General features: G+C 41.7%; 18 protein-coding genes. 8 read left to right on the top strand and 10 right to left on the bottom strand.

The features are described 5' to 3' along the window. Positions 1-483 (top strand): tyrosine-type recombinase/integrase (locus OH460_RS23360; protein ID WP_269999715.1); only part of this gene is annotated, 483 nt, incomplete at its 5' end. Between the two features lie 195 nt (positions 484-678). Here OH460_RS23360 and OH460_RS23355 read toward each other — a convergent pair. Beyond that, complete coding sequence (locus OH460_RS23355) at positions 679-1302, bottom strand: LysE family translocator (protein WP_102478964.1); 624 nt, start codon at positions 1300-1302, stop codon at positions 679-681. A gap of 168 nt (positions 1303-1470) precedes the next feature. On the opposite strand from OH460_RS23355, the gene OH460_RS23350 reads away from it, so the two are divergent. From OH460_RS23350 to OH460_RS23340, 3 genes are all read left to right on the top strand, one after another. Beyond that, on the top strand, positions 1471-2028 hold the full coding sequence (locus OH460_RS23350; protein WP_102478965.1) for a helix-turn-helix domain-containing protein: 558 nt from the start codon (positions 1471-1473) through the stop codon (positions 2026-2028). A 1318-nt stretch (positions 2029-3346) separates the two neighbouring features. Then, on the top strand, positions 3347-3538 hold the full coding sequence (locus OH460_RS23345; protein WP_269999714.1) for a hypothetical protein: 192 nt from the start codon (positions 3347-3349) through the stop codon (positions 3536-3538). Positions 3539-3835: 297 nt separating this feature from the next. Next, entirely contained in the window at positions 3836-4300 is a 465-nt protein-coding gene (locus OH460_RS23340) for a GNAT family N-acetyltransferase (protein ID WP_063523324.1), read from the top strand. 160 nt (positions 4301-4460) lie between these two features. Here the strand turns inward: OH460_RS23340 and OH460_RS23335 are convergent, their stop codons facing one another. Then, the gene (locus OH460_RS23335) at positions 4461-5699 is read right to left on the bottom strand and encodes an ISL3 family transposase (protein WP_269999713.1); all 1239 of its coding nucleotides are present in this window, start codon (positions 5697-5699) and stop codon (positions 4461-4463) included. Between the two features lie 419 nt (positions 5700-6118). Here OH460_RS23335 and OH460_RS23330 point away from each other — a divergent pair, with 419 nt between their 5' ends. The 4 genes from OH460_RS23330 to OH460_RS23315 all read left to right on the top strand — a co-directional run bounded on the left by OH460_RS23330 (position 6119) and on the right by OH460_RS23315 (position 12343). Further along, positions 6119-6772: a hypothetical protein gene (locus tag OH460_RS23330; protein ID WP_269999712.1), complete on the top strand. Its 654-nt coding sequence runs from the start codon at positions 6119-6121 to the stop codon at positions 6770-6772. Positions 6773-7217: 445 nt separating this feature from the next. Then, complete coding sequence (locus OH460_RS23325; protein ID WP_269999711.1) at positions 7218-7502, top strand: hypothetical protein; 285 nt, start codon at positions 7218-7220, stop codon at positions 7500-7502. 27 nt (positions 7503-7529) lie between these two features. After that, entirely contained in the window at positions 7530-9434 is a 1905-nt protein-coding gene (locus tag OH460_RS23320; RefSeq protein WP_269999710.1) for a site-specific DNA-methyltransferase, read from the top strand. Next, positions 9434-12343, top strand: a complete 2910-nt coding sequence (locus OH460_RS23315) for a type III restriction-modification system endonuclease (RefSeq protein ID WP_269999709.1) — start codon at positions 9434-9436, stop codon at positions 12341-12343. Before OH460_RS23320 ends, OH460_RS23315 begins: the two co-directional genes overlap by 1 nt. Positions 12344-12689: 346 nt before the next feature. On the opposite strand, the gene OH460_RS23310 is transcribed toward OH460_RS23315, so the two are convergent. The 8 genes from OH460_RS23310 to OH460_RS23275 form a co-directional block, all read right to left on the bottom strand. After that, positions 12690-16883: a hypothetical protein gene (locus tag OH460_RS23310; protein WP_269999708.1), complete on the bottom strand. Its 4194-nt coding sequence runs from the start codon at positions 16881-16883 to the stop codon at positions 12690-12692. 572 nt (positions 16884-17455) lie between these two features. Then, positions 17456-17950, bottom strand: a complete 495-nt coding sequence (locus tag OH460_RS23305; RefSeq protein WP_081230274.1) for a hypothetical protein — start codon at positions 17948-17950, stop codon at positions 17456-17458. Between the two features lie 17 nt (positions 17951-17967). Next, positions 17968-18354 (bottom strand): hypothetical protein, encoded by a 387-nt coding sequence (locus tag OH460_RS23300; protein ID WP_133152233.1) that lies wholly within the window; start codon positions 18352-18354, stop codon positions 17968-17970. A gap of 171 nt (positions 18355-18525) precedes the next feature. Beyond that, entirely contained in the window at positions 18526-21183 is a 2658-nt protein-coding gene (locus OH460_RS23295) for a TraC family protein (RefSeq protein ID WP_102561031.1), read from the bottom strand. A 13-nt stretch (positions 21184-21196) separates the two neighbouring features. Continuing rightward, the gene (locus OH460_RS23290) at positions 21197-21898 is read right to left on the bottom strand and encodes a TraV family lipoprotein (RefSeq protein ID WP_081230271.1); all 702 of its coding nucleotides are present in this window, start codon (positions 21896-21898) and stop codon (positions 21197-21199) included. Further along, positions 21895-22662: a hypothetical protein gene (locus OH460_RS23285; protein ID WP_081230270.1), complete on the bottom strand. Its 768-nt coding sequence runs from the start codon at positions 22660-22662 to the stop codon at positions 21895-21897. The genes OH460_RS23290 and OH460_RS23285 overlap by 4 nt, the downstream gene beginning before the upstream one ends. Positions 22663-22905: 243 nt before the next feature. Next, positions 22906-23607 carry a hypothetical protein gene (locus OH460_RS23280; RefSeq protein ID WP_102561029.1) on the bottom strand — a complete coding sequence of 234 codons (702 nt, stop codon included), beginning with the start codon at positions 23605-23607 and terminating at the stop codon, positions 22906-22908. Between the two features lie 76 nt (positions 23608-23683). After that, on the bottom strand, positions 23684-25636 hold the full coding sequence (locus OH460_RS23275) for a helicase-related protein (RefSeq protein ID WP_269999707.1): 1953 nt from the start codon (positions 25634-25636) through the stop codon (positions 23684-23686). Positions 25637-25740: the final 104 nt, after the last annotated feature.

Here is a 25740-nt window from a genome sequence, read left to right as displayed (position 1 = left end):
TTACTGAACCTAGCTATAGATAGCAAATTAAGAGCGAGTGACTTACTAAAGCTACACGTTTACGATGTTTCTTCGCAAGGGGTTATCTATGAAAGGGGTCAGTGCATCCAGCAAAAAACTGGCACCGATGTCCATTATGAGATTACTCCGAGAACACAGCAAAGTATTAGCCGATGGATTTTTGCAGCATCCCTAGAGGCAAGCAGCTTTCTATTCCCGAGTAGCCGACGCTTTGGGCAACCTATCAGCTACTCATTCTATCGTTCAATTATCAGGAACTGGGCTGTAAAACTGGGACTGAATGCTGACTATTACGGCACTCATTCCATGCGCCGCACCAAAGCCACGTTAATATATGCCAGAACGAAAAACATCAGGGCCGTACAGATTTTACTTGGACATTCGAAGCTAGATAATACAATTCGATACCTTGGCGTTGAACTAGAAGACGCTCTGAGGTTGTCTGAGAAAACAGACTGCTGACAGGTGATGAAACAGGCTTTTCTTCTGAAAAGCCTGTGCCCCATTCGGTGTTAACGTAATGACTCAGTGGCAAATCGTGCCACTGAAATCACAGTACTTTTGCTCATGGTTGCTACTAGCGGAGTGATGAAAGGAATCTCCCATTTCTTTCCATCTTGTAAGTTAACTCGTTTAAGACTGAACCTGAATAACTATTCATTGCCAACTAGCTATTAACTGCTGCCTAATGTCTGCAATCACTGGAAAGACCGATAACAATAACAAAAAAGACATAGACATGTTAAACCAAAGTAGATAGTTACTGTATTTCAGTGTTTGTTGTAGGAAAGAACCAAACAGTAGCCATATCCCTACGCATGGAAACGAAACGAGGAAAAAGGTTGTAGCAATGGTCAGGCTTTGGGTTGTGTATTGTTCTCCTATCGTTGTGAATGAAGAAATCGCACCAATAGCAACTACCCATGCTTTGGCATTAACCCATTGAAAGATTGCTCCTTTTAGAAAACCCAGTGGCTTGGCTTTTTGAGCGCTACTATCTACTGAGCCACTTCTGGCTATAAGCCAGGCCAAGTAAAGCAAATAGGCTGTCCCAACAATCTTTATGATTAAACTCAGTTGTGGAAACCGTGTAAAAAGGTGGCCGAACCCCAATCCGACAACCAGTAGCATAACAGTAAATCCGACACAAATGCCTGTCAGTAGAGGCAGGCTCTTTCGCACGCCAAAGTTTAGTCCTGATGTCATAACCATAATGTTATTGGGGCCAGGAGTAACTGAAGCAGAAATAGCAAATAGCGCTATAGAAACCATGTATTCCAATTTAATTTCCTCTTAATATTTGATGTCCGCTTTCATTTCATGAATTACGACAAATGTAAAATCATTTTAATGAACGAGTGTTTTTTATATTGAACACACAAGCGTGGGCTGTCAAACAAAACTATCGTTTGATATAATGAACGAAATATTTTATAACTAACCTGTCCTATGAATAGAAATGAACCACCTATTGCACAAATTGCAGCTACGTTAAATTCGGAAAGAAGACGCTCAGGGCTAAGTATTGCTGAGGTTGCCAGGCAGGCAAAAATTGCAAAATCGACGTTATCTCAACTGGAAAACGGAGTTGGGAACCCAAGCATAGAAACGCTATGGTCTATTTGTATCGTATTAGGTATCCCAGTATCACGCTTGCTGGAATCACCGAAACAGGAAACGAAAGTCATTCGCCATGGAGAAGGAGTAACAGTTGCTTCAAAGCGTAACAATTACCACGCTACTTTGCTTGCAGCATGTCCGCCTAACGTAAGTCGAGATATATACTGGATTGAAGTTGAACCTGGAGAACCCCATTACTCGGAACCACACAATCAAGGCGTAATCGAGCACGTTGTTATTACTACAGGAAAGGCTCGACTTGGGTTGGTTTCAGAAAGTTATGAGCTTAATGAAGGTGATTATATTTCTTACCCTGGAGATTTGCCGCATTTGTTTGAGGCTTTACAAGAAGGAACAAGAGCAATGCTGATTTCTGAGTACCGATAAAACTACTACTTTACGAGAGTGTTAGATACAAGAACATATGCAATTTAATAGCATTTAATTTAGTGGTTCTAGGGTAATATTGTGCAAACTTCTGTCCATTTCCGTTCACGGACGGCACCTCATCAAGTGGTGTCGTTCTGCGTTTAGCAGTACTGAAAGTTATCCTCGCTCATCTAAATTAGCAAAATCGGTAACTCAGAATTGTCCGTGCGACCTGAAGTCGTATGAAGCGTTGTTCACCACGAAAGAGTGAACCATCTGTATCACCAGATGACCCAAGGGTCCTGAATAAAGCAGCGGATCTGACAATGTAACGAAACTTGGCTATGAGGCTGAGTGGGAACAAAATCGTGAGAGGATGTTCCTCCTGAAAACCACGGTTCGGGTAAGTGCTAGGGAGTCAATATGATGAATGTAATGTGAATCCATTTAAGGCGCGTTATATTATGAAGCAGCGGAAGTGGTTAATACGCTGTAGCCAAAAGGCAACGAGAGTCGGAAAGAGATTGGACAATGCTCTTTCGTGGTCATTGTACTCTCCGCACCATTGTGGGCATCTAAGTTGACATTTTACGCGACATACGGAACAGGGTAAGCCTGTATATCTCCCTATGGGAAAGCAGTCTGTGAAGATTGCCGATAGGTATGCAGGTAAAGGAGGTTAGAAAAAGGGAATGCCGCTTTGTAACGAAGCGGATACAGGTTTGTATCTGGCGCGAAAGCGAGCTGACTTCTAACTGGTCTCCCGTTGCGAAAGAGTTTGAAGAACTTTATTAAAGAAGAAAAGCAAATGATGATTTCAAATGAAATTAGTGCGTCTTCTGACAATGAACCTTGGTCTATCAATTACTGAGTGACCATTGGGGAAGTATTAAAGCTTCAAGTGCGTATCGCAAAGGTAATTAAAACGAAGGGTTAGTGCCGTGACCAATTGTTGGTATCGCTCTAATGCTATAACGTTCTAATTACTGGGTACTTAACGGTGCCTTTGAGGAGGCTTGAGCCGTATGCAGTGAAAGTTGCACGTACGGTTCTGAGGAGGGTGGCACCTGGCAACAGGTGCCGTCTATCCGACAGAAACGAGTTTGGTGCAGAATAGTTAGTGTGATCTAAAATCGTTATCACCAAACTCAATTTTTGTATATTTGCACAGTAATATTTAGAACTTCCAAATATCAAAACAAATGTGAAGAAAAGTTTTGCGCGTTTTCACTGGTCTAACGACATAAACGCGCATGCGCACGAATAAAATGTTAGGTAACTAAACATGAGTTACGATATTGAATTCCCAAATCCATTTTAGTTGGGAATAAAAATCATGGAAAGTGAAGGCAACTTACCATCCTTAGGTTGCCAAGTTGATATAAAACTCGAACTACCTCGAGGAAAGTTTGAATATACAGCTTCCGAGATATGGTTTGAATGTGCTGTTTTTGACGAATTCATAAATCAATTAAACCTCTTGAAGTCAGGCACTCAAACTAAAGCAGAATTTTATGATATTGATTGAGAAATTGTTCTTATATTCACAAATGAACAAATTGAATTAGCTGTACACCGCATTCACAGTGAAATTGGTTCAGGGTATCTTGAGTTTAAACGTGACTTCGTCGCTGATATTTTGCATCAACATATCGAGCATCTATGTAGTTTTGCGAAATGGTGGTAAAGTTACCTAATAAGCTAATAAACAAGGACAAAAAACAGTTTGCTGTTTTCGTTCCTCAACATTTTAGCAAACAATTTTTTGCCTGTGCTGGCAGGCGTTATATCGTTTTTTTAAGTTCATCATTTTATAGGATTAGACATGATTCAGCTCAGACCAATGACCTCAAATGAATACCCTGCGTATTGTGATTATTTCATTGATGATTACAGCCGTGAAATAGCTGAAAACTATGGTCACTCAATGGATAGGGCGCTCGAATTGGCTAATCAGGATCTTCTTCGTAGTTTTCCTAATGGTTTGGAAGCTAATGACCATGAATTATTATGTATTGAATCAGGTTCAGAGTTGGTTGGCTATCTGTGGCACTCGATTAACGGAAATGATAAATCGACCTTTATTTATGATTTCTTCATTTTTCCAAACTGCCGCAATAATGGTTATGGGAAATTGGCAATTGCTGCCCTTGAATCACAATTGAAATCGATTGGTATTGAGCAAATTAAATTACGAGTTGCGTACCAAAATCAAAGAGCGTTAAAACTGTATCAAGAAGTTGGTTTTGCTATTTCTGGCTACAATATGTCAAAGAAAATAGTAAGTTAGCATTCTCGATATAACAAATGCATCAACACGATTTGCTACATTCGGCATTCTAGGTTTCTTTGTGTTTACCGTATTAAGTGGTAAGTTTGAGCTTAATTTGCATGGCAGCAAACGTGTTATGCAGGCGTTACTTTTCCATACTTCAATGGCTCTTCTCCGCTTAGATGAGCTTGATTTCTGGGTAGAAGGTAGAGTGAGTTTCTAGAATTGAGGTTTGTCTAATCTTCAATTTAAAGTAATCAGTATCCCTGACTCCTCGGGCTCTCCGTCTAAGAAGACCGATCGATACATTCCCAGCTTCCACTCGGGCATTCGTCAGCTTATATTTTGCGTAATTGCAGATCCCAACTCTTCTCTCCCAAAGCGAGTCTGCAAAGTTGATGAGAGACAAGATCCTCGTCTTTTTAGCAAGCTGGCACCACGCATCAAGCGCTGCGAGCATCGAATCAAAATTACGCTCATCCCATAAGGCTTGAAGCTGCTCTTTGAGCATGTAAATCGTACAAAGAGTCTTGTTGCTTTCAAGTAAATCATCTAGCCTATCCGACTGCTTATCGCTTAGATTAGGCGCATTCTTGAGGAGTAAAAATAGCGTCCCCTTGAGCATTTTTTTCTCGTCATGTGTACCTTTCCTAAAGGCCTTATTACGCTCTTTCCTTATCAAAAGAGAGTAGTTCTGCATAACGTGAAACCGGTCAAAAACGATGTCTGCATTCGGAAGAGCGTTTCTCACTGCTGATTGGTAAGATTGCCCCATATCCATTGATACCGCTTGGATGCCGTCTCTCGTTTGCGGTGATAATTGTTCAAAAAAGTTGATGAGTACGTTTGAAGTCCGCCCATGGTCAACCCAAATAAGTTGTCCTGAAACGAGATCATAAACGACGGTCATATAGTCATGGCCTTTAGCCCTGGCGACTTCATCAACGCCAATATGAACAAGGTTGGTCAACTTCTTAGGCTCTAAAGCAGGCAAGGTAGAGAGAAGGAATGCTTTATCGATATTTTTGACGGTTTCCCAGCGTATGTCTAAATGCTTCGACACTGCGTGGATGCTCATATAGCGGCACAGTCCACTAATAAAGTGACAGAACCTCTTTGTATAACGATTCCCCTTATCAACAAAATCAGCCTCTTCAATCAACCTTCGGCCGAGCCTATCCCTTGTCTGAGCCAATTCAATTTCTATAACGCAAGGGCGACCACTGACAGGTAAATCCGACAGGCGACGGCGAACATAGTGGTCGACGGTGCGCGGAGCTCCAGTCTCAGGATCAACAACTTTACAGCGTCTATCTCGCTTGCACTTGACTAGTACTGAATGAGAGCTTTCTTCAAGCGTTACAGACTGTACGGATTGGCCTTTAAAGTTAAATAGGGCGGAAGATAATAACGACAAACTACAACACTGATATATAAAGTGGTAAGCGATTATAAATCAATGTGTTAGCGGTTTTATTGTTAATTTATAGACTCATCTAAGCGGAGAAGAGCCCTTCAATTAATCAGTTAAATTCTAATTTAGTAATGTCGCTGACAAGCTTTTGTCCAAAAATCAGTTTTACAGGCTGGTTTTTCACTGTGATCACCGAGCGATTCTGTCGTATCGTAACTACCAAGCGACTTTGTCATTACACTAACTACCGAGGGAGAATGACCCAGAATAGGTAGGGAGTGTTAATGCGAATAAAGTTATGCCTATGCGACTTGCTGATCTACAACACAGTATTTTCTATGTATAGGTGAATGTGTGTTCACGTAAGTATAAGATAACTTTGTAATTGTATTTAATTTAAAAGGACTTTTTAAGTGCTCGACGTGATCCAAAAATTAGTTCATTTTTTCCTAATAGTGATGTTTGGCTTTATCTTGGTGGTGTTATTTTTATCTAACCCAATTGTGGGTACCGCTGTTGCTACTGCTGCAGGTTTAATCTTTTACAAAGTTAAGTTGGCGACGAATACGTATAATTTTTTCTCTAAATCGAATTCGGCTAGAACAAGCATTACTTCGGCGTCCCATCATGGCAGTGAACTAACTAAATCAAAGAAAAGCTCTTACGAAATAGTTATTGAAAACAGTAAAGATCTTGAAGGTCGGTTAGCTAAAGTTGGAGCAACAGGTAAAGGGTTGCATGAAAAAATATCTTCAGTTTCTTCACTGCTTGCTCCAGAGCTGGTCAAAGAGTTGAGAGCTGTTGCGACGATCAGGAATAAACTAATTCATGAGGACGATTTTACCCTCACTCAACGCGAGTTAGGTGATTTTGAAGAGCTAGCATATTCGGCATACAAGCAGCTAAGAGACATTCCCACTTTACCTAAAGTACTAATTCATCACTTTACTTGTTCAAAATGTATGAAAACGGATATTGCGCATATCACAATGAAACATGCTGTACCGTTGTTTGCACAATGTCAGTATTGCGGTGAGCAATTAGATCTTGAGTCTGAAGGTTTCCGTTCAAAGTAAGGAATCTAAATGATTCCATACGTGAACAATTGCGGCTTTGTTCACGCTTTTCTGTCCCAAAATGAGCTGTAGATCATCGAAACATTGTTGCCAATATAAGCTTGTGTGCATAATATCTACTTTCTTACTTTGAATATCATCATATCACCCATACTTTGCCCACTTTCTTAACTTCTAGCTGTGGTTTTTTTTCACTTTGCCATACCTTAAGTTATTCATGTTTTGCTAATGTTCGATTTTCCGAAACTCATTTTTGTCCAGAACCTTCACAGTTGGCACTTCGTAACACAGAAGTGCCCCATTATTAGCTTCACTAAAGCCTTACCAGTGAAGTAGTAAGTTTCCTTACTTTGCATAAATACTCATTTATCGAAATCTGATACAACACTACAGTTTTGCTACAATATTTGATATTGTGGCAAAAAAGATTATTGAGTGAGTCAGAATGATTTCAGGGTTAAATGGTGGAAACTGCATTCTTAGCTCTATGGCTAAAGAAAGAGTTAAGAGTGGCATTCTAGATCAGGCGCAAGTCGTGGGCTGCAAAGGTGAATACACGGTCGTATTTAACGGTATGGAGTGGAATGGTGAACCGCTTGTACTGAGCAGTTCAAGGCAGCCTTATGAGGCTCGTATCTTTAAGAGCTTAGACGGTGCTATCGCTGAGTTGTTGCGTATTGGGCTTACAGAAGCATCTATTAAAATTACAGCTAAATCAGACAACGATTAATCACAAATCATTGAATTTGGAACAAAGATGAACATTAAAGAAGAGACAGTATATTCAAACGTTGAGACAGCCAATAGCAAACAGCTTGCGATTCTCAAGAAACACTTCCCAAATTGCTTTGATCGTGATGGTAATTTCATTCAAGAGCGAATGCTTGAAGTTGTCAATGACAATGAAGTTGAACTGTCTAAAGAAAGCTATTCGTTGAACTGGTTAGGTAAGTCATACTCTCGTTTACTGGCAAACTTACCACCTAAAACCCTGATTTACGAAGATGTAGAGCACAACTCCCAAGACAGGCATAAAGACAGTAACAACTTGCTGATCAAAGGCGATAACCTTGAGGTGCTAAAGCATTTGGTTAATGCCTATAGTGAGAAGGTCAAGATGATCTACATTGACCCGCCATACAACACTGGATCAGATGGTTTCGTCTATAATGATGACCGTAAATTTACCAAAGAACAGCTTGCAGAGTTGGCTGGTCTAGATATTGATGAAGCTGAACGTATTTTGAGTTTTGCAGATCAAGGCTCTAGCAGCCATAGTGCTTGGCTTACTTTTATGTATCCTAGGCTTTATATTGCTAAAGAGCTATTGCGTGAAGATGGTGCGATTTTCATTTCCATTGATGATAATGAAGTTAGTCAACTAAGACTGTTGTGTGATGAAGTTTTCGGTGAAGCTAACTTTATTTCAAATATAGTTTGGCAAAAAAAATATTCTCCTCAAAATGATGCAACATATTTGAGCGATATGCACGATCACGTTTTACTTTACGCAAAAAGCAAACAAGTTTGGAGACCGATTCCATTACCTCGAACTGACAAGCAAAACTCCGCCTATAAAAACCCTGATAATGATCCCAGAGGGGCTTGGAAGTCTACCGATTCGACTTGTAACAAATCCAGAGCTGAGAGACCTAATCTTTACTATCCAATAGTTCGTCCTGATGGGAAAGAGATTCTACCTTTGGAAAGTAGAGTTTGGCGTTATTCAAAAGATGTTCACGAGCAAAAACAATCTGATAACCGTGTGTGGTGGGGGAAAAATGGAACAAATGATGTACCTGCTTATAAGAGCTTTTTAAGTGAAGTTAAAGATGGTCGTGTTCCGACAACTATATGGTCATATCAAGAGGCTGGACACAATCAAGAAGCTAAACGAGAGCTCAATGATTTGATTAAAGAAAGCCCATTCAGTACGCCTAAACCAACAAAGTTAATTCAGTTAGCTGCGTCTATTTCGGTGAAGCCAAATGATGGTGACATAGTAATGGATTTTTTTTCTGGCTCAGGAACTACGGCTCAAGCAGTTATGTCACTGAATGCTAGGGATAACGGCGACCGAAAATTTATTTTGGTGCAAATACCAGAGGTTGTTCCTGAAAAATCAGAAGCCAATAAAGCTGGTTATGCAACAATTTTTGACATCACAAAACAAAGAGTTCTGAAAGCGTCAGAGTTTATTAGTAGCGAAAACCCTGACTATAAGGGTGATATGGGGGTTAAGATTTTTGAAACAGTCGAAGATTTCCGTATTGAAGAAGACGACAAGGAACTAACCTTATCCAATCTTACTATGTTCAATGATGTTCTTTTGACTGATGAGCAGTATCAAACGTTACTCACCACTTGGGCTTTGTATGATGGTAGCGAGTTAACGACTCCTATTTACGATATTGATCTCGATGGATATACGGCACACCTGTGTGATAGACGCTTGTATATGATTGCTCCAGACTTTAGCAGCAATGCGCTCAAAGCTTTACTTCACAAACTTGATGATACGAATGACAAAGATTTTGACCCAAACAAGATCATTTATTATGCCAACAACTTTGACAGCGTTAAGCAGATGGAGTTGAACGAAGCACTGAAAAGCTATGCAAATAAGAAGTCTATCGAGATTGATGTGGTGGTGCGTAACTAATGAGCAAAGGTTTTACTTTTGAAAAGAATCTGCCACACCAAAAAGCTGGTGTTGACGCAGTTCTCAATATGTTTATCGGTGCAGAGCCACAATTCGATGACGATCAAAGTGTTCGGCTCTTAGCGAATCCAGAACTCGTTATCACCAAGCCACAGCAACGTTCAAACATAAAGGCTATTCACGAGTTTAATGCTATCGAGCACAGCAAAGAGCATTACAACGAGAATAGTAATGTGATTGATGTCTCGATGGAAACAGGTACAGGTAAAACCTACACCTATACCAAAACGATGTTCGAGTTGAATAAAGCTTTTGGTATCAACAAATTTATCATCATTGTACCAACGCTTTCGATCAAAGCTGGTACGGTGAACTTTCTTAAAAGTGATGCGCTCAAAGAACACTTTAGAGAGACAGAGCGTGAACTTAAAACGTATGTTGTTGAAAGTAAAAAATCATCTAAGAAAAACACCAAATCGTTTATGCCGCAAGCGATTCACGATTTTGTAGAAGCAAATAACTACAACAAAAAATACATTCACGTAATGGTGATTAACTCAGGAATGGTTAACTCCCCATCTTTGACGGAAGTATATGACCGAGGCTTATTGGATAACAGGTACAACACACCGATTGAAGCAATTAGTGCCGTAAAGCCGTTCGTTATCATTGATGAACCGCATAAGTTTCCTAAAGCAAAGACAACGTGGAATAACATTGAAAAGTTTAATGCTCAAAGCATCATCCGCTATGGCGCAACGTTTAATGAGGATTACGAAAATCTTGTCTATCGTTTAACGGCTGTTGACGCATTTAATGATGATCTCGTTAAAGGCATTAATACCTTTATTGAGGAGATGGTCGGTGATGATGTTGCTAGTTTGACGCTCAAAAAATCGACCACAAAAGAGGCAAGCTTTGAGTTAAATGAAAACGGTTCAAAGAGCACCATCAAAGTTGGTAAAGGTGAATCATTAGCCAAGGCTCACACTGAAATTCACGACCTATATATTGAGTCGATGAACACAAAAATGATCGTTCTGAGTAATGGTGTTGAGCTAAAAGTTAATGAATCAATCAACCCATATTCATACTCAGATACGCTTGAAGATAATATGATGCGTAGGGCGATTAAAGAGCATTTCAAAGTTGAGAGAGAAATGCTGACACAACGCCCACGAATCAAACCTCTGACTCTGTTTTTCATAGATGACATCGAGGGCTATCGTGACGGAAATAACATATCTGGAAGCTTGAAAACCAAGTTTGAAGAGTGGACTTTGGCTGAAGCTAAGGCACTACTAAAAACCGAAACAGATGAGTTCTACAAGCGGTATTTGGAAAGAACTATTGCTGATATAAATAGTGTTCACGGTGGTTATTTCTCGAAGGATAACAGTGATAAAGACGAAAAAATCGAGCAAGAGATTAATGAAATTTTGCACGATAAAGAGCTACTTTTGTCTTTAGATAACCCTAGACGATTCATTTTCTCGAAGTGGACGCTTAGAGAGGGCTGGGACAACCCAAACATCTTCACCCTTTGTAAGTTACGTTCAAGTGGTAGTACAACATCAAAGCTTCAAGAAGTGGGTCGAGGTTTACGTTTGCCAGTTAATGAATATATGGCTCGTGTGAATGGTGAGTTTAGGCTGAACTACTTCGTTGATTTTACTGAGAAAGATTTTGTTGCCTCTCTAGTTCAAGAAGTAAATGAAACATCATTCAAAGAGACTGTCCCATCTAAGTTGACTCAAGATCTTGAGGATAAAATCTTATCTAAATACCCTGACCTTGAGGCTTTGGATTTGATGATGGACTTACTTGGAAAAGGGATCATCGACAAAAGTAAAAACTTACTCGGGGCAACGGCTTATACGCAGTTAAAAGAGGCGTATCCTAACGCTTTCCCTAGCGGAGTTAAGAGCGGAAAAATCAAAGTTGCCACAGAGGGAAAAACTCGTTCTAAAATGCGAGTTGGTAAGTTTGATGAGCTAAAACAACTTTGGGAAATGATCAATCAAAAGGCAGTATTAGAGTATAAAATCGCTAGCGAGAATGATTTCCTAAAGCTCTTTACTACCTATTTGCTTGAAGAGTCTGAGAAGTTCAAAAAGACTGGCGTTCAAACACGTATTGAAAAAGTGTATGTGAGCAATGATACGGCAATGTCAAAAACAGTATTTGGTGATGATGATGACTTCACCAAGTTCTGTACTATGACCTACAAAGAGTTTGTTAATCGCCTATCGCAAACGGCATTTATCAAACCATCAACGCTGCACAAAGCATTTGTAGCCGTGCAAGGCACGATTGATATTACTGATTATTTGAACATTCAAACAATCAGAAAGATAAAGTCAGGCTTTAGTAAGTTCTTGTTGCATAACTCATTTAACAAGTTTGGGCTAGGATATAACATCATTTCCAACAGCCTACATCCAACTAAATTCACAGATGAAGCAGGTCAAGCTCTGAAGGATGTTACAGCAAGTGATCTCGGTGTACATTCGGATCATTCTTTACCACCACTGGACAGCTACCTCTTTGAAGATGTGTTTTATGATTCTGAGCTGGAAAAGCTCAACATTACCGATGGTGAAATTGAGTCTGTATCGGTCTTTACTAAGATCCCTAAAAACTCAATAAAAATCCCTGTAGCAGGTGGTTATACCTACTCTCCTGACTTTGCTTATGTAGTTAAGACCAGTGAAGGGGATTACCTGAACTTCATCATTGAAACTAAAAATGTTGAAGGAAAAGATACACTTAGAAAAGAGGAAGAGCGTAAAATCAAGCACGCTAAAGAACTGTTCAACCAGATCAGTAAAGAAGTGAAGGTTGAGTTTAAAACTCAGTTTGCTGACGATGTAATTTATGATCTAATCAAGCAATCTGTTTGTGCTTAGAGTTTGCTGTTTAAAGGGGAGGTGAAGCCTCCCTATTCATAATGGTTAAATTTATATTCAAATTTATCACTCACCCTCTTCAATATTGGAGTGATTGTTCTAAATTGTTTTTGTCCAAAAATCTGTTTCAGCAGGAGTAGTGCTTACCCCTAAAAGTTTCAATCTTTAATGTTAAAGTTGCGAACTTTATTGTCTGAGTTTCGATCTTAGTTGTCCACCGACATTTCATTCAATGAAAACGTGGACAACCTAGCTACACCCATCCAATAAAAAAGGTGCATTTAAACGGAAGAGTCTAAATGCACCAATAACGACACAAGGACGTTCTTATATCGAGGTCATAGTCTTACCAACGCACGACCATTTGCGCTGTGGCGGTATCCCCAGAATCATCATAACCAACAACCGTCACTAACTCTGATTCGCCCGGTTGTCTTAACTCTGAAATCCGTTTACCGATATTGCGACGCTCGTTATCACCAACTGTCCAATCGTATTTGACCATTTTACCATCTAAGTCTTTACATTTTGCTTCGATACGGGCGGTCTTCGAGTACATACGGTAATCGATAGAGCACGTCGGTGGTTGGTTTGGCACCACTTCAATTGGAATGATCGCTTCCGCTTCTTGACCGTAGTTAGTGAGAATTTTCAATTTCAATTCATGGTCACCCGTTAATAGGTTCTCAATATTTGCTGATGACTTCTCTAACTCAGGTTGTAACTCACCATCGACATACCATTGATAGTCTGCCACTCGGTCTGATGGGTGACCACCTCGAATTGTCGGACGGACATTAACATCAAGTGGCGAACGTTGATAACTGTTACTATACCGTGCAGTTAAATCCACAGTGATCGGCTCAGGTTCCAATACCTCCACATATTCAGTAAAGGTGTCGTAGTTACCGCGATCATCTTCTACCGTAACCGAAATTGGGTATATACCCGGTTGTTTTGCGGTAAATCGTGCTCGATGTCCATAATCTTTCGTCAACTCCAGTCGGCCTTGTCCGTTCCACTCATACAAATAGTACTCGCGTAAATTCGCACCAATTGGACGTCGTAACCAGATCTCAATCACTGAAGGTGCAACGAGCACACGCTGTTTATACGCCACGTCGAATTGTGGGAACTGATACTCCCATACACGAACCTTATGATCGAATTCCGCATACGTTAACGCCTTGGCATCTTTAACCCACGCACGCAGTGTGAATGTATGAAAGTCAGCTCGGTCCAAATCATCATTCGTTGGAGTAAAGTCCACAACATTCGAATCAACAATGGTTCCGTCTGGTCTTACCCATTCAATTTCAAGTTCGGAGTCCATATTGGAATACGGTGTATCGACATCTCCAACCAAAGTTAACGTATCGGTGGTTTCAACATCAGTATCCCCTTTCACTCTTACTCGAACAGGTTTCGCTCGCTGAGAACGTACTGAGCGGTATTCTGTTGCCCAGCTGTGTTCATCGGTTTCATAACCAAGATACGCCGCTTTTGCGATAATCTTGTTGCTGCCTTCACCTGTTGCAGTGTATTCGAGTGTACTACCGCCTTCAGTGAACGTGACTCCACCATCAATAGACCATTTAATAAGCATATTACCGGCATCCGCCTCTTCACCTTGATCAAGAAGCGTGTACGTTCTTGTCATACCGGTGATCAGGTTTGCTGCCCCAACTAGTTCAGTTTGTGGCACTCGGTACGCCATGATTTGTACGACGTCGGTTTCTGCTATCTCCCCTGTGAAGCGATTTGGAACATGACCTTTCACCAACCAAATACCTTCTACTGAGGTACTGAAAGAAAAGCGCTTACCAGGTTCTCCATATAGATTCCACGTACTGCCATTGTCTTCCGATATGTACCATGACACTTCACCAGAGGCGTCTTTGTCATCACGGGTAAGATGTTGATATTGAATAGCGGCATTCATCGGTACAGAACCCGTTATACGCAGTGTACGCAGTTCACCTTCGATTGCCGTTCCTTTCATGATTTTCAAGGTCCCGCGTTGAGAGCGAACCATTGAAACATAATTTTCATTTGGCGATTTTAGTTTCGCTTGTGCATAGAATCGAAGGTCACCGATGTCATCTGATGAGAAGTTTACATCAAAGTCATTCACACCTGATTCGTTCATATCTTGCCAATCCGTCAGGCCATGTAGGTTCTTCTCTTTGTCCATGACAGCAATTCGAACAGACCAATCACCAAGCTCTTCAGATTTGTATACGACATCTCGGTAAAAACTACTATACAGCCCAAATTTCGATTTAACCTTGAATGTGTCAACGGTGGACGTTTCACGAGAAGTTTGCTCAACCTTGAGCCTTGCTCGTGTAGAAGGAACCGCATAAGTCTTCACCGCACTCTCAACTACTTGTTCTGGTAAACGGGCGTAATGAACTTGAACGGCATAATCATCCATCTGCCACAAATCTCGGTGGTTTGCACTGTTTCTGTCTGTGATTACCTTCGTGATAGTGTGCTCGGTGTATCGGTTGGACTGTTTGATGTATTGGCTTTCTAAGGTTTCACCATTTTTAAGGAGCGTAATGTAAATAGGCGACGCCGCTGATTTAACTCGATATCTCCCGATTCTAGATTGCCCCATCTCAACCGCATATATGCCATCTTCAAACATACCGTCGTCGTCGAAGATGATCTCTGGAGTATCTGGGGTATGAACGATTAGGCTTGTATCGTCGACTTTGATTAAGTTTTTTCGGCCTTCAGAGTCATGGATATAAATCTCAGCTTCCACTGTCGCAGGACCCGTATTTTCAAATACACCAATCAGCTCAGGGCTCGCAGTATCCCATGCTTCTTCCAAACCTTGAGGGATGACTGTCCAGTTCACGGAACAAGTCATTTGAGTCGGGTTTTTGATCCCTTGTACCGCCTCATGCTCTGACTTGAACATTCTACAAGCTCGACCTTTCGTTTGTGCGAATGTGATGTCTTGGTTCTGCACAAGTGCCACTTTGCGGTCACTGATGTTGTCGTATTCGAAGTCTAAAGGTAAGAATGAAATGGAATACTCTCTTTGAACTACGTTGTTGTTCCCGTCCTTACCACGCACAATGACTTTATGAACTGTATTAGACTCCCATGGGGTTTCCATTTTGATCGCACGAGCCATCTTGAATTCACCAATATGCTCAACGGGTACGCCATCAAGCAAAATATCAGTGATTTCATTCTCAATACTGGTTTCATCTTGCACGGTGAAAATCATATGCTCCATGAAGTTGATTTCATCACCAGTACTAAACAGCGTGTCATTGTTGTACAGACGAATCTCAGGAGGTAAACGGTCTAACTGCATTGCAGTCACTTCCTTGTCACCTCTGTTTGCAAATCTATCTAAGGCTTTTATGTTGCCTTGATAAAATCCATCTACCACTGAACTGAGCGGAATTCGATAGACAAACTTGTTGCCAATCTGTTGAGGGATACCAAAGCTGTCTACTGTCTTCTCGGTATAGGTAACGTGTTCATTTCTGAATAAATCGCCTATATCCCTACCCTCTAGCGTAACAAAATCGGATACACCGACATGATCTGTATGCTCTTCAAAGCTCAAACTAACCTTGGATGGTAACCACCACTTATTTGCTGTATCGGTACTGTGCGGCGAACTGAGAACGACTACAGCTTCATTGTTTTGGACAACCACCGTTTCTCCACCAACATCAATCGAAATATCATTGCTAGTGGTATCTCCGACAGCTTTGACAGCATACTGCTCAATAACGGGCGGTCTGTAATCCCACGCGTATTGGATCTGACTGTTCGGGGCTGATACGACATCGTATTTATCCGAGACTTTTAATGCTGTGGTAAGTTGCCCTGTCAGTGAATCGTCACCAGATAGATGAAAGGCAGAAATGGCGACCACGCATGAATCTTGGCCTTCAGGCACCTCACACGATTCACCAAACTGAGTTAAGGCCACCACCTGATCAAATGGACGAGGCTCGACCTCAACAGTAATTTTGCGAAGTTTTTCATTCTTATCGTGCGTAATGAAGCTCAAGCCTTGATATTGAGCTGAAGTAGTGTCCGTGGTGACATTTACAATCACAGGCGGAACGGGTTCAAGGATAGTGTAGGCCACGCTGTCTTCAATCAATGTGATGCGTTCTTTCTCAATACCATTGAAGTAAGAAATGCGATATGAACGGTAATGCTCTCCTGCAGCTGCGGTAGGTCGACCATCGAGCGCTAATCCATTCGCATTCCAGCTCGGGTCGGTATCACCTGTCCATTCGAAGAAACACTTTAGATTGCTACTGTCAGACGTATACGCTTCTTCTCGCACTGTTTCTAATCTACAACCAGATGCTGCGGCTTCTTTAGCTAAGGCTGAATACTCTTTCACGCCACGATAGATTTCATCAGGGTAAGTAAACTCTACTTTTGGCGGCACACTCGTTATGGAACCGATGATGTACACTGATTTCGCAACAGCAGCAGTCCCTATAACTGTTAGTGAACAACTAATAAGAATTTTGATTAACTTGTTCATAGTGCTCTTCAACTCCAAACGCAATTTCATTGGGATAGGTTAAATAAGGTCGAGAGCAATTTTTGAAATTAACAAGCCTATTTTTGAAGATTAAAGTTTTTCTCGCGGCATTCATTGTAAAGGAGGGATTTGGATTATTACCCCTTCACGACTATGAAGGGGCTGAATGAGAATGAAGACTTATGGTAGAAATATATGGATTAATAAACCTGGCGCGACCGCGATACCGAACGTGAATAAGGACAAGTATAAGTCCGTGGCTACATATGCGCCGATGTCTTTCTTTTTATCAGAAGAAGATTGTGCATTTTTAGACAGGTGTTTAGATATTTCCGTTCCAAACTTTTCAGACAATGGATGACGTCGATTTGACTGATAAATCTCAAAGACAAATTTATCAAAATGCTTGAGTTCTTGTAGACGACATTTGATAAACGGGGAGACAAGACAGTAGCATACCGCCACCAGTAAAAAGCAAATTATTGTGAGTGACATGCTATTCAATGGGTTTGTCAAAAAGACAATTATCCCCAATTGAAGAGAGATGTATCCAACAAGAAAATTTAGCGTCTTCATTCCAATACCTCCACCACAGGACTATTCACAAAGGGATCTGGCATGGAAAGCAACAACCGCCCCCCAGTTGCATTGAGCAATTCAATATTCAGCGGTTCACTTTCATCATTTGTCGCCCTGACTCCATATGTCATGGTATGGCTTTGGTCTTTAAAGGAAGTTTGATACGCAAAAAAGCAGGTGGCATTTGACGCCTCAGACTTACAAACTTTTGTTACCAAATTCACTGACTGCACCCCACCATGAGCGACAGCAAAATCAGGCCACTGAATCGCCTTTGAATCTAGTGTTGAGTTGTCCATTGCATACAGGTTTAAAATATACTCGCGTGATGATTTTTCCATCATCGTGTAATCACTGAATCGATTCGCTCTCGTTGTCCACATCATCACGGTAACAATAGTGATTAAGGCCACAAGTCCACACACCAGAAGCCATGTCACCTTCACGTTGTTGCCTGATTTTTCATTACATTGGTTAGTACTCAACATCCATAACCTCACTCATTCTAATTGCTGCTTGAGACATTGGAGCCTTGGAGTCCGTTGTTTGCCTCTAGCACGAACGAGTAGTCTTCGATGGACTTAGACCACTTATGTAAGTCCGAACAATCAAGACTCTTCAAAGCATAATTTTGCAATGAGTGAGCAAGTGGGTGTTGGACTGCAATGGAGATCGCCACAAATTGAAGCCCAGTAAGCTCCACAGACGTTTCTACGACTGAATCATAAGGAATGTTACATTGGGCGGAAGCATAGCGTGACAAATAGGCGATGGTGTCTCCACACTCCGTTCCACACGCTTCTTTGTAACGACTGATTATGTCGTCACTGGTGTTAGCCATAGCTGAACTCATGAAGACCAAAGTGCTTAAAACCATAGTTAGAATTTTCATTGCATAGTGACCATTGTTGGGGTGTGATTTTCATTGTAAGGAGCGGTAGAAATAAGTTTTTCAAACAAGGAAGGTAATTTGGACTTTAAATTGACAAGCAGGTTTTGGAGCCTGCTTGCCTATTTGGGAGATCATTTGCATAACTTATTTTCTTTCAAAGAAAGGACATTGTTATGCGGCGTTTTCGACTTGTTCTTCGTCTTCATTTTCCAAGTCATCCATGTCAGTCGCAAATGACTCGACCCGACGCGTCTCTAAAATTTTATCGATGGCTTGGTCTTGGGTGTACCCCCGCTCCATCAGAGCCGCTAATTCCATTTTGTCTTTCGGGTCCGTGGAGTACATCAGCAGCATTGCAGGAGGCGCGTAAAAACGCACAACCTCTTTGATGTCATCACCAATTTGGAAGAAGATTTCTGAGTACCTATTTTTACGGGTCCTAATCGATTTGAGAATTTCGAATTCTTGGTCTGACAATGCCACCAGCTTGTCATTTTTAACTTGATTAATCGTGTCTGATTTCTGATACAGGAAGCAACGATATACACAGTTGGCGGCTATGGCTTTACCTACAGATGAACCATACAAGTCACTCAACAATTGGGTGATAATCCAAGCACTAGCATCCACCTTCCTAAAACGCCTAAAGGCACTCTCAAGGAACGATGATACTGGGTTAGCACCTGTGGACCCTTGCTTTTCTTGAAGGAACTCCCAACACTCATCCACAATGAAGGCTTTCGAACGACGCTGAGAACCGGCTTGAGCATCACCCAAGAAGAAATGTTGGTAACACAGGTTGATGATCTGCATTAAGGCAATTACCTGCAATTCCGGTTGCGACTTCAGCTCTTCTAATTCACAGACAATGAATGGGTTGTCCAGCGTTGGGGGCGGCTTATTGACCGTAAACATATCGCCAAACATTTCGCCTTCACGGAATGGTTTTAACTGTTCACCAATGTCTTTCAGCTCTTTACGAGAGCTCGCAGAACACATATCAGCGAAGATCGTGACACTTGAGTCGCGACCATGCTTATCCCACATCAATTTCAAAATGGTCGTCATACCACGCTTCTGCAACGTCGTGAGCGTACCATTGGGCTCTGCCATCACCGACAGCATTTCCAAAATCATACCAGCCTGCCCTTCCTTACCACTGAACTCAACAATGGACGGGAAAGGGTTGAGTGAGAACTTCATATCTTGACCGAAACTGATAAATTGACCATTCAACGCTTCACACAAACGGTAGTAGCTTCGACCCACATCGATAATCATTGCCATACCACCATCGCGCTTGGCTTCAGCAATATGTTGAGCGGTCTTCATCAGCTTATCGATTTCTGACTTGGGTAAATTCATCATGTTCCATAGATGCTGGCTTGGCATCTTGCCTGACCCCAATATGCACGTCACAATGTATTGGACGAGAACCGACTTGCCCGAGCCCGACTCCGCGACAACGATACCGTTCATTGAGCCATCGGTTTCAAAAGGATTGAACCCAAACATCGACATGTCTCTGGTTACAAAGGGGATCACAGGTTTACTTGGTGAGTTGCCAGATGAACTGGAAATTATCGGGCTCATGAACGCGCAGACATCAGACGGTACTAAGTTATAGCGGTCTAATCTTTTGCGAGTCACAGGGTCTGGTGCGAAAGGTAATGAATGCAGGAACATAGGTGGAGTCATGTACTTGTCTTCTTCCAATTCGAATCCTGCAGGGGTTGAAGCTACTTTCTTGAAGCGTGCAATCTCCGTCTCTAAATGCTCCTCATCATCACCAAAAATCATAAACTGAAGATACGCATTCACCATCTTCGACTTCTTTTGCTCAATTTTGGTAAAAGCTTCATCAAAGTCAGCTCGCTGCCAACGAACAGTATCATTCCAATTTACTAATTTGTTGTTTGCCTGCATTGTCATGTATTTACGGCGACGCTTAATCTTACCCTCTTCTTTTTTAGAGTTAGGGTAATGGACATTCAATACAATCATGAAGTTCGACCATGCTGTAGAATGCCCATATCGCCAATCACTAAAGACATTCAGCATGTCACCAAAGCCCAGTGTTTTTGGGTATTCTTTGGGAGTAAGCATCGATATAGGCCGCTCATCAATGATGACCTTCGAATCGGTAAACTCGATTTTACCGCCCTGCTCCTGAACTTGATCTCGGGGCATGTAGGCTTCGTTTTTATTAACGTCTCCTTTGCGCCAAGTTGACGAGTCCTTTCTGTTCATGAGCCTTTGCATGAAGTGTAGCCAGCCCCACTGATCCATCGGGGTACAGAACAAGCCGACCTTGTTCAATGACTCTTCTGTATCAGTACGTAGATTATTGAAGTGTTTAAGTTCCTTTTTGGTAGGCACGCCAAAGTTGCCTTTGATTGGAACCTTCACTACGAAGTAACAATCAAACATGCGAGCTCGACAGTCGCTATCACCAAACCCTGATTGTGATGATTGCTGGAAGTGGTTAATCAGCCCCTTTGAAATCGAATTCAGTCTGTCGTTTGCCTCACCTGTTTGTCGACCTCCGTGGTACATAGAAAAGCTATTGGTGAAAGGGCTTAAATTATCATTCGCCCAAAACAAGACCTGAATAAACGTGTCTTCCGGCCAATCGGCCTTATAGATTTGTTCTAATAGCTCCTGTAACTCATCGTTAACGGCTGGCACCGTTTCAATCTTGTACATTAAGCCAATGTAACTGTCTTCGAGCTCGAAATATTTGTGCTTTCGGTTGTAGTCCAAGACAGGGAGAAGATCGCCAAATTTGGAGTTTTCGAATTGCTTAAAAAATCGTGAAATCGCACCCATGATATATGCCCCCTTATTGACGCAGTTGATCGATTAGCGAGTTCGCATTACTTCTCGCATTCTCTCTTAACTCAGAGTCGCTGATAGCCGGTCTTGCATTGCGTGACTCGACGCCAATCTGACCATCATCATTCACATCGTAGTTTTGCTCTTGGCTTTCCTTTCTGACATGGAAGTTGACGTATTGAGAATCATTGGTCTTAGCGCTTCTATCGACGACCCAAGTTCGCTGTGTTGCTTCGATGAATCCATAACCAGGGATCTGTAAGGTTTCTTTGTCTGTATATGGACGCACCAATGTACGAACAATATCGGCAGGCTTTCGCATGGCTAGGGGTTCTGGAGCCGGAAGAAGTAAATGCTGATATGCCGCTTCGGGTGAAGCTAACGCTGGAGCTTGAGAAAAGTTTGCGTGTTGTTGGGTTTCATTCACTGATGCTGAGTCAGCCTCAATGTCCGTTCCGTATTTTTCTTTGTATTGTTTCCCTGTGATGGTTTCGCCATCTTCGTCTGTGACCATGACACGTTCGTCACCTGTCGCCTTCGCATAGTCTTCAGCATTGTTATAGACATTGGTTAGCTCATAAACTTCTCGGACGGACGCACACGCTACACCACTTTTCGCGCCTGGACACACGCCCTCTTCTTCGCCTACGACAGAACAACCGGCTAAAGTAAGCAGCGCAAATGAGATAAATATGGATTGTTTAATCATAGGTCGATTCCTTCTACGATAATGGACGTGAGTTGAGCCTTACTCGTTGGCAGCCCGATAATGGAAGATGTTTTGTTGTTGAAAAATGCAGGAAGCCCAACACGGCCCGGACTCATTATCTGTAGAGACGCGTAAGTTGAATTCACTTTGGTAATGGCTTCTTTACACTGGCTATTTGGTGGGCGGGGGTATTTAGCTTCAGACCAAGTGCCTTCATATAAGGCGTGCAGCGCTTTGTCCGGATCATCGGAACATTGGGCTAACAACGTATTTTCATACTCCTTATCATCGAAGACAGGCACGATTGCTATGCGGAATCTTTTATCAGGGTGCTGCTTCTCAAGGATCTCTACGAAGTCACCGCAATGCTTACAACCCGTTGGTGCAATAAAGAGGGTCCCACCAAAAACTTTGGCTAATGGGTTTAAGTTAAACCCCGCAAAATCTTCTTCTGGGTTGATTTTCATTTTCTTCAAGTCGACATGGGATGCCGCGTAAAGCTCTTGTGGGGAGTTTACGAATTTGGTGTGAACGGTTGAGAATAATGAACCGCCCTTGATAAGAAATTTTCCATCACCGGTGGCCAGTAACATTTCACCGGTATCCAGCTCCATCATAATTAGCTTGTCGGTTTCAATTTCATAACTTGAAACCACATTGATGTCGGCATTGAGGAAATCTTGCGTTGGGGGTTCAGCTGCGACTTGAAGGCTGGCAAGCAACCCTAAGCCCAACATACCTTGAATTTTGTTTGACCATTTCATAGCAACACTCCTAGTTAGTACCAAGAGTTTGCCAAACTTAGATCTGCATAATTTAAATTAGTGAGCCTTATTTCACGGCTTAATTGAATTTTATTGGTGACAGAGGTGAAGTGTTACATCAGAAAAGGTATTTAAATTAACGATAATCAGGGGATGAGGTTCACTTTCCCACAACTAACTATCGCAAGGTATAGTGTTGTTTAACTCCGCCTTTAGAGCTTGTATTAAAGCAAGAACAAATCGCTAATATTCATCGCACAAAATAACGTTAGATGGTATTTCAATGTCACAACCATCTTTATCTTCAATACTTATGCCGCCGAGGTGGAAATTGATTCCGAGGTAAAACCGCTCTAAACATGCTCGACCTCCTGCGTTAGTTCCTTGACCAGCAACTTCGACGTCCACATATCGATATTCGTTGTTAAATTCATCAAACACTTTTTGCCTAGATATCAAGCAACCCGTTTCATAGGCCATTATCTGACCTCGAATGCCATTTCTATACTTGGGCTTAACGTAGACCATTTCCAAAACGACTCTAATCGAATAGTACCCATCATCGTTATGTTCAAACTTACTTAAGCTGCAAAACCCGATCAATTCTTTTGGGTTTCTAGGGTCGACAAAGAAAATGAGCTCATAGAGATTCGGGTCAAGAAAACAACGTACATTAATCCCATTCTCGCTTTCCGGTATCGACTCTCTTACACTATCAAGAGTGAATAGTTGGTTTTGAATTGGTATTGAAACCATCCAGTTATGTTCTACAATCTCAGTTTGATTAATTTGTGTATTGAAAATATCCCCGAAACTGTAAGTAGATCCGCACATTGTTTCAAATTGAATTTTCAATTGATGGAATAAATCAGAGTACTTCAATTTATCCATTTGCTCTAAAGTAGAATCATCCAGATCAGAATAATTTTTGTATTTAATTAGCATAATGGTGCTCTCCGTAAATTGCTCATGCCTGACTGTCATTTATTGAGCGTGATGTCAGTTTCAGAAATTAATTCGTTTAGGTTTCTGATCCCTTTCCTGTCAGTCTTTCTAAGGTATCGGTTAGCAGACCAAGCGATAATTGTTGGTCGACCAAAATGCATTTCGACGTTCCTGACTGATTGTTGCCATTCTTTAAGTCCCCCATACCCCGTAATTGCAAGTCAGCCTCTGCCAAACTGAACCCATCAGAGTGATTGACCAACAAATCCAGTCGGTCTATGGATGGCGTTTTGAGTTGGGTAGTAGGCAGTAGGTCACAATGCCCGATACCTCCTTCCCGCGCTACGCGACCTCGGATCTGGTGCAGCGTAACCACACCAAGATTTTCAGGGTTCAGCACAACGACATAGTTCAGTTTTGGTATTGTGATCCCAACCTCAATCAATGTGGTCGCAATCAATATTTTCCCCTCACCCGACTTCATTGCATTTATGGCAGTCTCATTGTCTTGTTTAGACAACCCACCATGGGACAATTTAACGATGTCACCATACATCGCTTTCCAGTCATCAAAGAGTTGTTCAGCACTGGCTCTGTGTGAAACAGCTTGAGCTTTGGATTCACCTTTCATGGTGCTAATGATTAACACCTTGTAACCACGATTGATGCGTTCTTCAACTCGACAGATAACCTCATCGATTTGGGTATGCTCGTAACGGGTAGTGATCACTTCTCTAGGTGTGTGGTACTTGGTTAATTTGAAGTACGGCAGCATGCCAAAACTCATCATCGCTTGCGTTCTAGGAATGCACGTCGCACTCGACAACAACAGATGTGTCCGGCCATGAGTTATTAATGTGGATTCTTTTTGTTCAAGCCCCATTTTTTGCTCTTCGTCGATCCACAGTAGGTCGATAGGCATATTGTTGTGATGATGGAGCAAAGCCGTCGTACCAATCACGACACGGGTGTCTTCTGTCATCTCGTTGATGCATCGATAGCCTTTACCTACGAAGTTGTCATGCTCACTCTCAGACAATAAAAACTCGATGCCAATATCTGGCCAGCAGTTGTCGATCTCTTTATAGATTTGGGCTCCTAATATTAGGTTGGGAACCATAATGACGACACAACCACCAGCATCAACAACATGACGTGTCAGTATCGCGCCAATGACGGTTTTCCCCGTCCCCACATCCCCGAATAAGACACTTCGTGGGGCTCTGTTGTTAATCGCGGCTTTGATACCGCTCACGGCATCCAATTGTTCATCCGTCAGTTGAAACGGGACGACATCATTGAAATAGGTATCGTCTTTGTCGAGCTGAAATGGGTGAGTTAAATTTGGTTCGCCTTCCACTTCTGAGAACAACAAAGTAGCTGCTATTCTTTGTAGTATAGCGTTGCATTGTTCACTTTCTTCCAATGAATTTGGGAAATGCACAAATCTCAAAACCTCTTCTAAACACAGCGAGTGCGCTTCTAACAACCGTCTAATTTTCCCGTTGCTTAGATTTAATTTCGCTAATTCTTCTCGTATCTTTCTTGCCGTCAATGGGATCAGTTCATCAATATGCTGCTCCAAAAACTCAGCATACTTCAACCCTTTGAGTTGCTTACTTTTGACTTTATAGACCGGAGTGATTTTACCAATGAATTTTTCATTCAATGGCTGCGGGTGGTTGATAAACAGCGCGGTTCCGACTTGTTTCACTTTGCACAAGTAATAACCTCGATCATTAAGTCGACTTGCCAATTGTTGGCCGTATTCACTGTCTAATTTGGCAAAATGAGAAAAACGTTGAGCGACGTTTCGGGAGTCAACAATGCTGCCATTAATGACAGTCGTTCGATTGTATGATTCAGAAATAGAAGTCACTGTCCCTTGAATAACCACACAGTCACTGTCCGTAAGATAGGAAAAGTCAGACACCACTTGTCTCGTGTCCAGATACGCTTCAGGTAACCGCAACAACACTTGCCAAACAGGAACTTTAAATGTGTCTTTGATGTACTTTATATCCAGCATTCTCGCGTTTCATTCTGATTCAATAATGCAGTAGTTATACACGTCTGAGCACTATCATTTAGTTACGATGGCTCTCAGTAATATGAAGTTGATTTAGAACGTCT

The sequence above is a fragment of the Vibrio sp. Makdt genome (assembly GCF_027587015.1).
GTDB lineage: Bacteria > Pseudomonadota > Gammaproteobacteria > Enterobacterales > Vibrionaceae > Vibrio > Vibrio chagasii_B.
Note: the sequence above shows the minus strand (reverse complement) of the source record. Positions and strands in the feature narration are given on the sequence as shown.

Coding starts and splice junctions, on each gene's coding strand:
- OH460_RS23325 (WP_269999711.1), top strand. CDS start 7,218: ATGATTTCAGGGTTAAATGGTGGAAACTGCATTCTTAGCTCTATGGCT.
- OH460_RS23300 (WP_133152233.1), bottom strand. CDS start 18,354: ATGAAAATTCTAACTATGGTTTTAAGCACTTTGGTCTTCATGAGTTCA.
- OH460_RS23310 (WP_269999708.1), bottom strand. CDS start 16,883: ATGAACAAGTTAATCAAAATTCTTATTAGTTGTTCACTAACAGTTATA.
- OH460_RS23295 (WP_102561031.1), bottom strand. CDS start 21,183: ATGGGTGCGATTTCACGATTTTTTAAGCAATTCGAAAACTCCAAATTT.
- OH460_RS23315 (WP_269999709.1), top strand. CDS start 9,434: ATGAGCAAAGGTTTTACTTTTGAAAAGAATCTGCCACACCAAAAAGCT.
- OH460_RS23305 (WP_081230274.1), bottom strand. CDS start 17,950: ATGTTGAGTACTAACCAATGTAATGAAAAATCAGGCAACAACGTGAAG.
- OH460_RS23350 (WP_102478965.1), top strand. CDS start 1,471: ATGAATAGAAATGAACCACCTATTGCACAAATTGCAGCTACGTTAAAT.
- OH460_RS23290 (WP_081230271.1), bottom strand. CDS start 21,898: ATGATTAAACAATCCATATTTATCTCATTTGCGCTGCTTACTTTAGCC.
- OH460_RS23340 (WP_063523324.1), top strand. CDS start 3,836: ATGATTCAGCTCAGACCAATGACCTCAAATGAATACCCTGCGTATTGT.
- OH460_RS23280 (WP_102561029.1), bottom strand. CDS start 23,607: ATGCTAATTAAATACAAAAATTATTCTGATCTGGATGATTCTACTTTA.
- OH460_RS23345 (WP_269999714.1), top strand. CDS start 3,347: ATGGAAAGTGAAGGCAACTTACCATCCTTAGGTTGCCAAGTTGATATA.
- OH460_RS23285 (WP_081230270.1), bottom strand. CDS start 22,662: ATGAAATGGTCAAACAAAATTCAAGGTATGTTGGGCTTAGGGTTGCTT.
- OH460_RS23320 (WP_269999710.1), top strand. CDS start 7,530: ATGAACATTAAAGAAGAGACAGTATATTCAAACGTTGAGACAGCCAAT.
- OH460_RS23275 (WP_269999707.1), bottom strand. CDS start 25,636: ATGCTGGATATAAAGTACATCAAAGACACATTTAAAGTTCCTGTTTGG.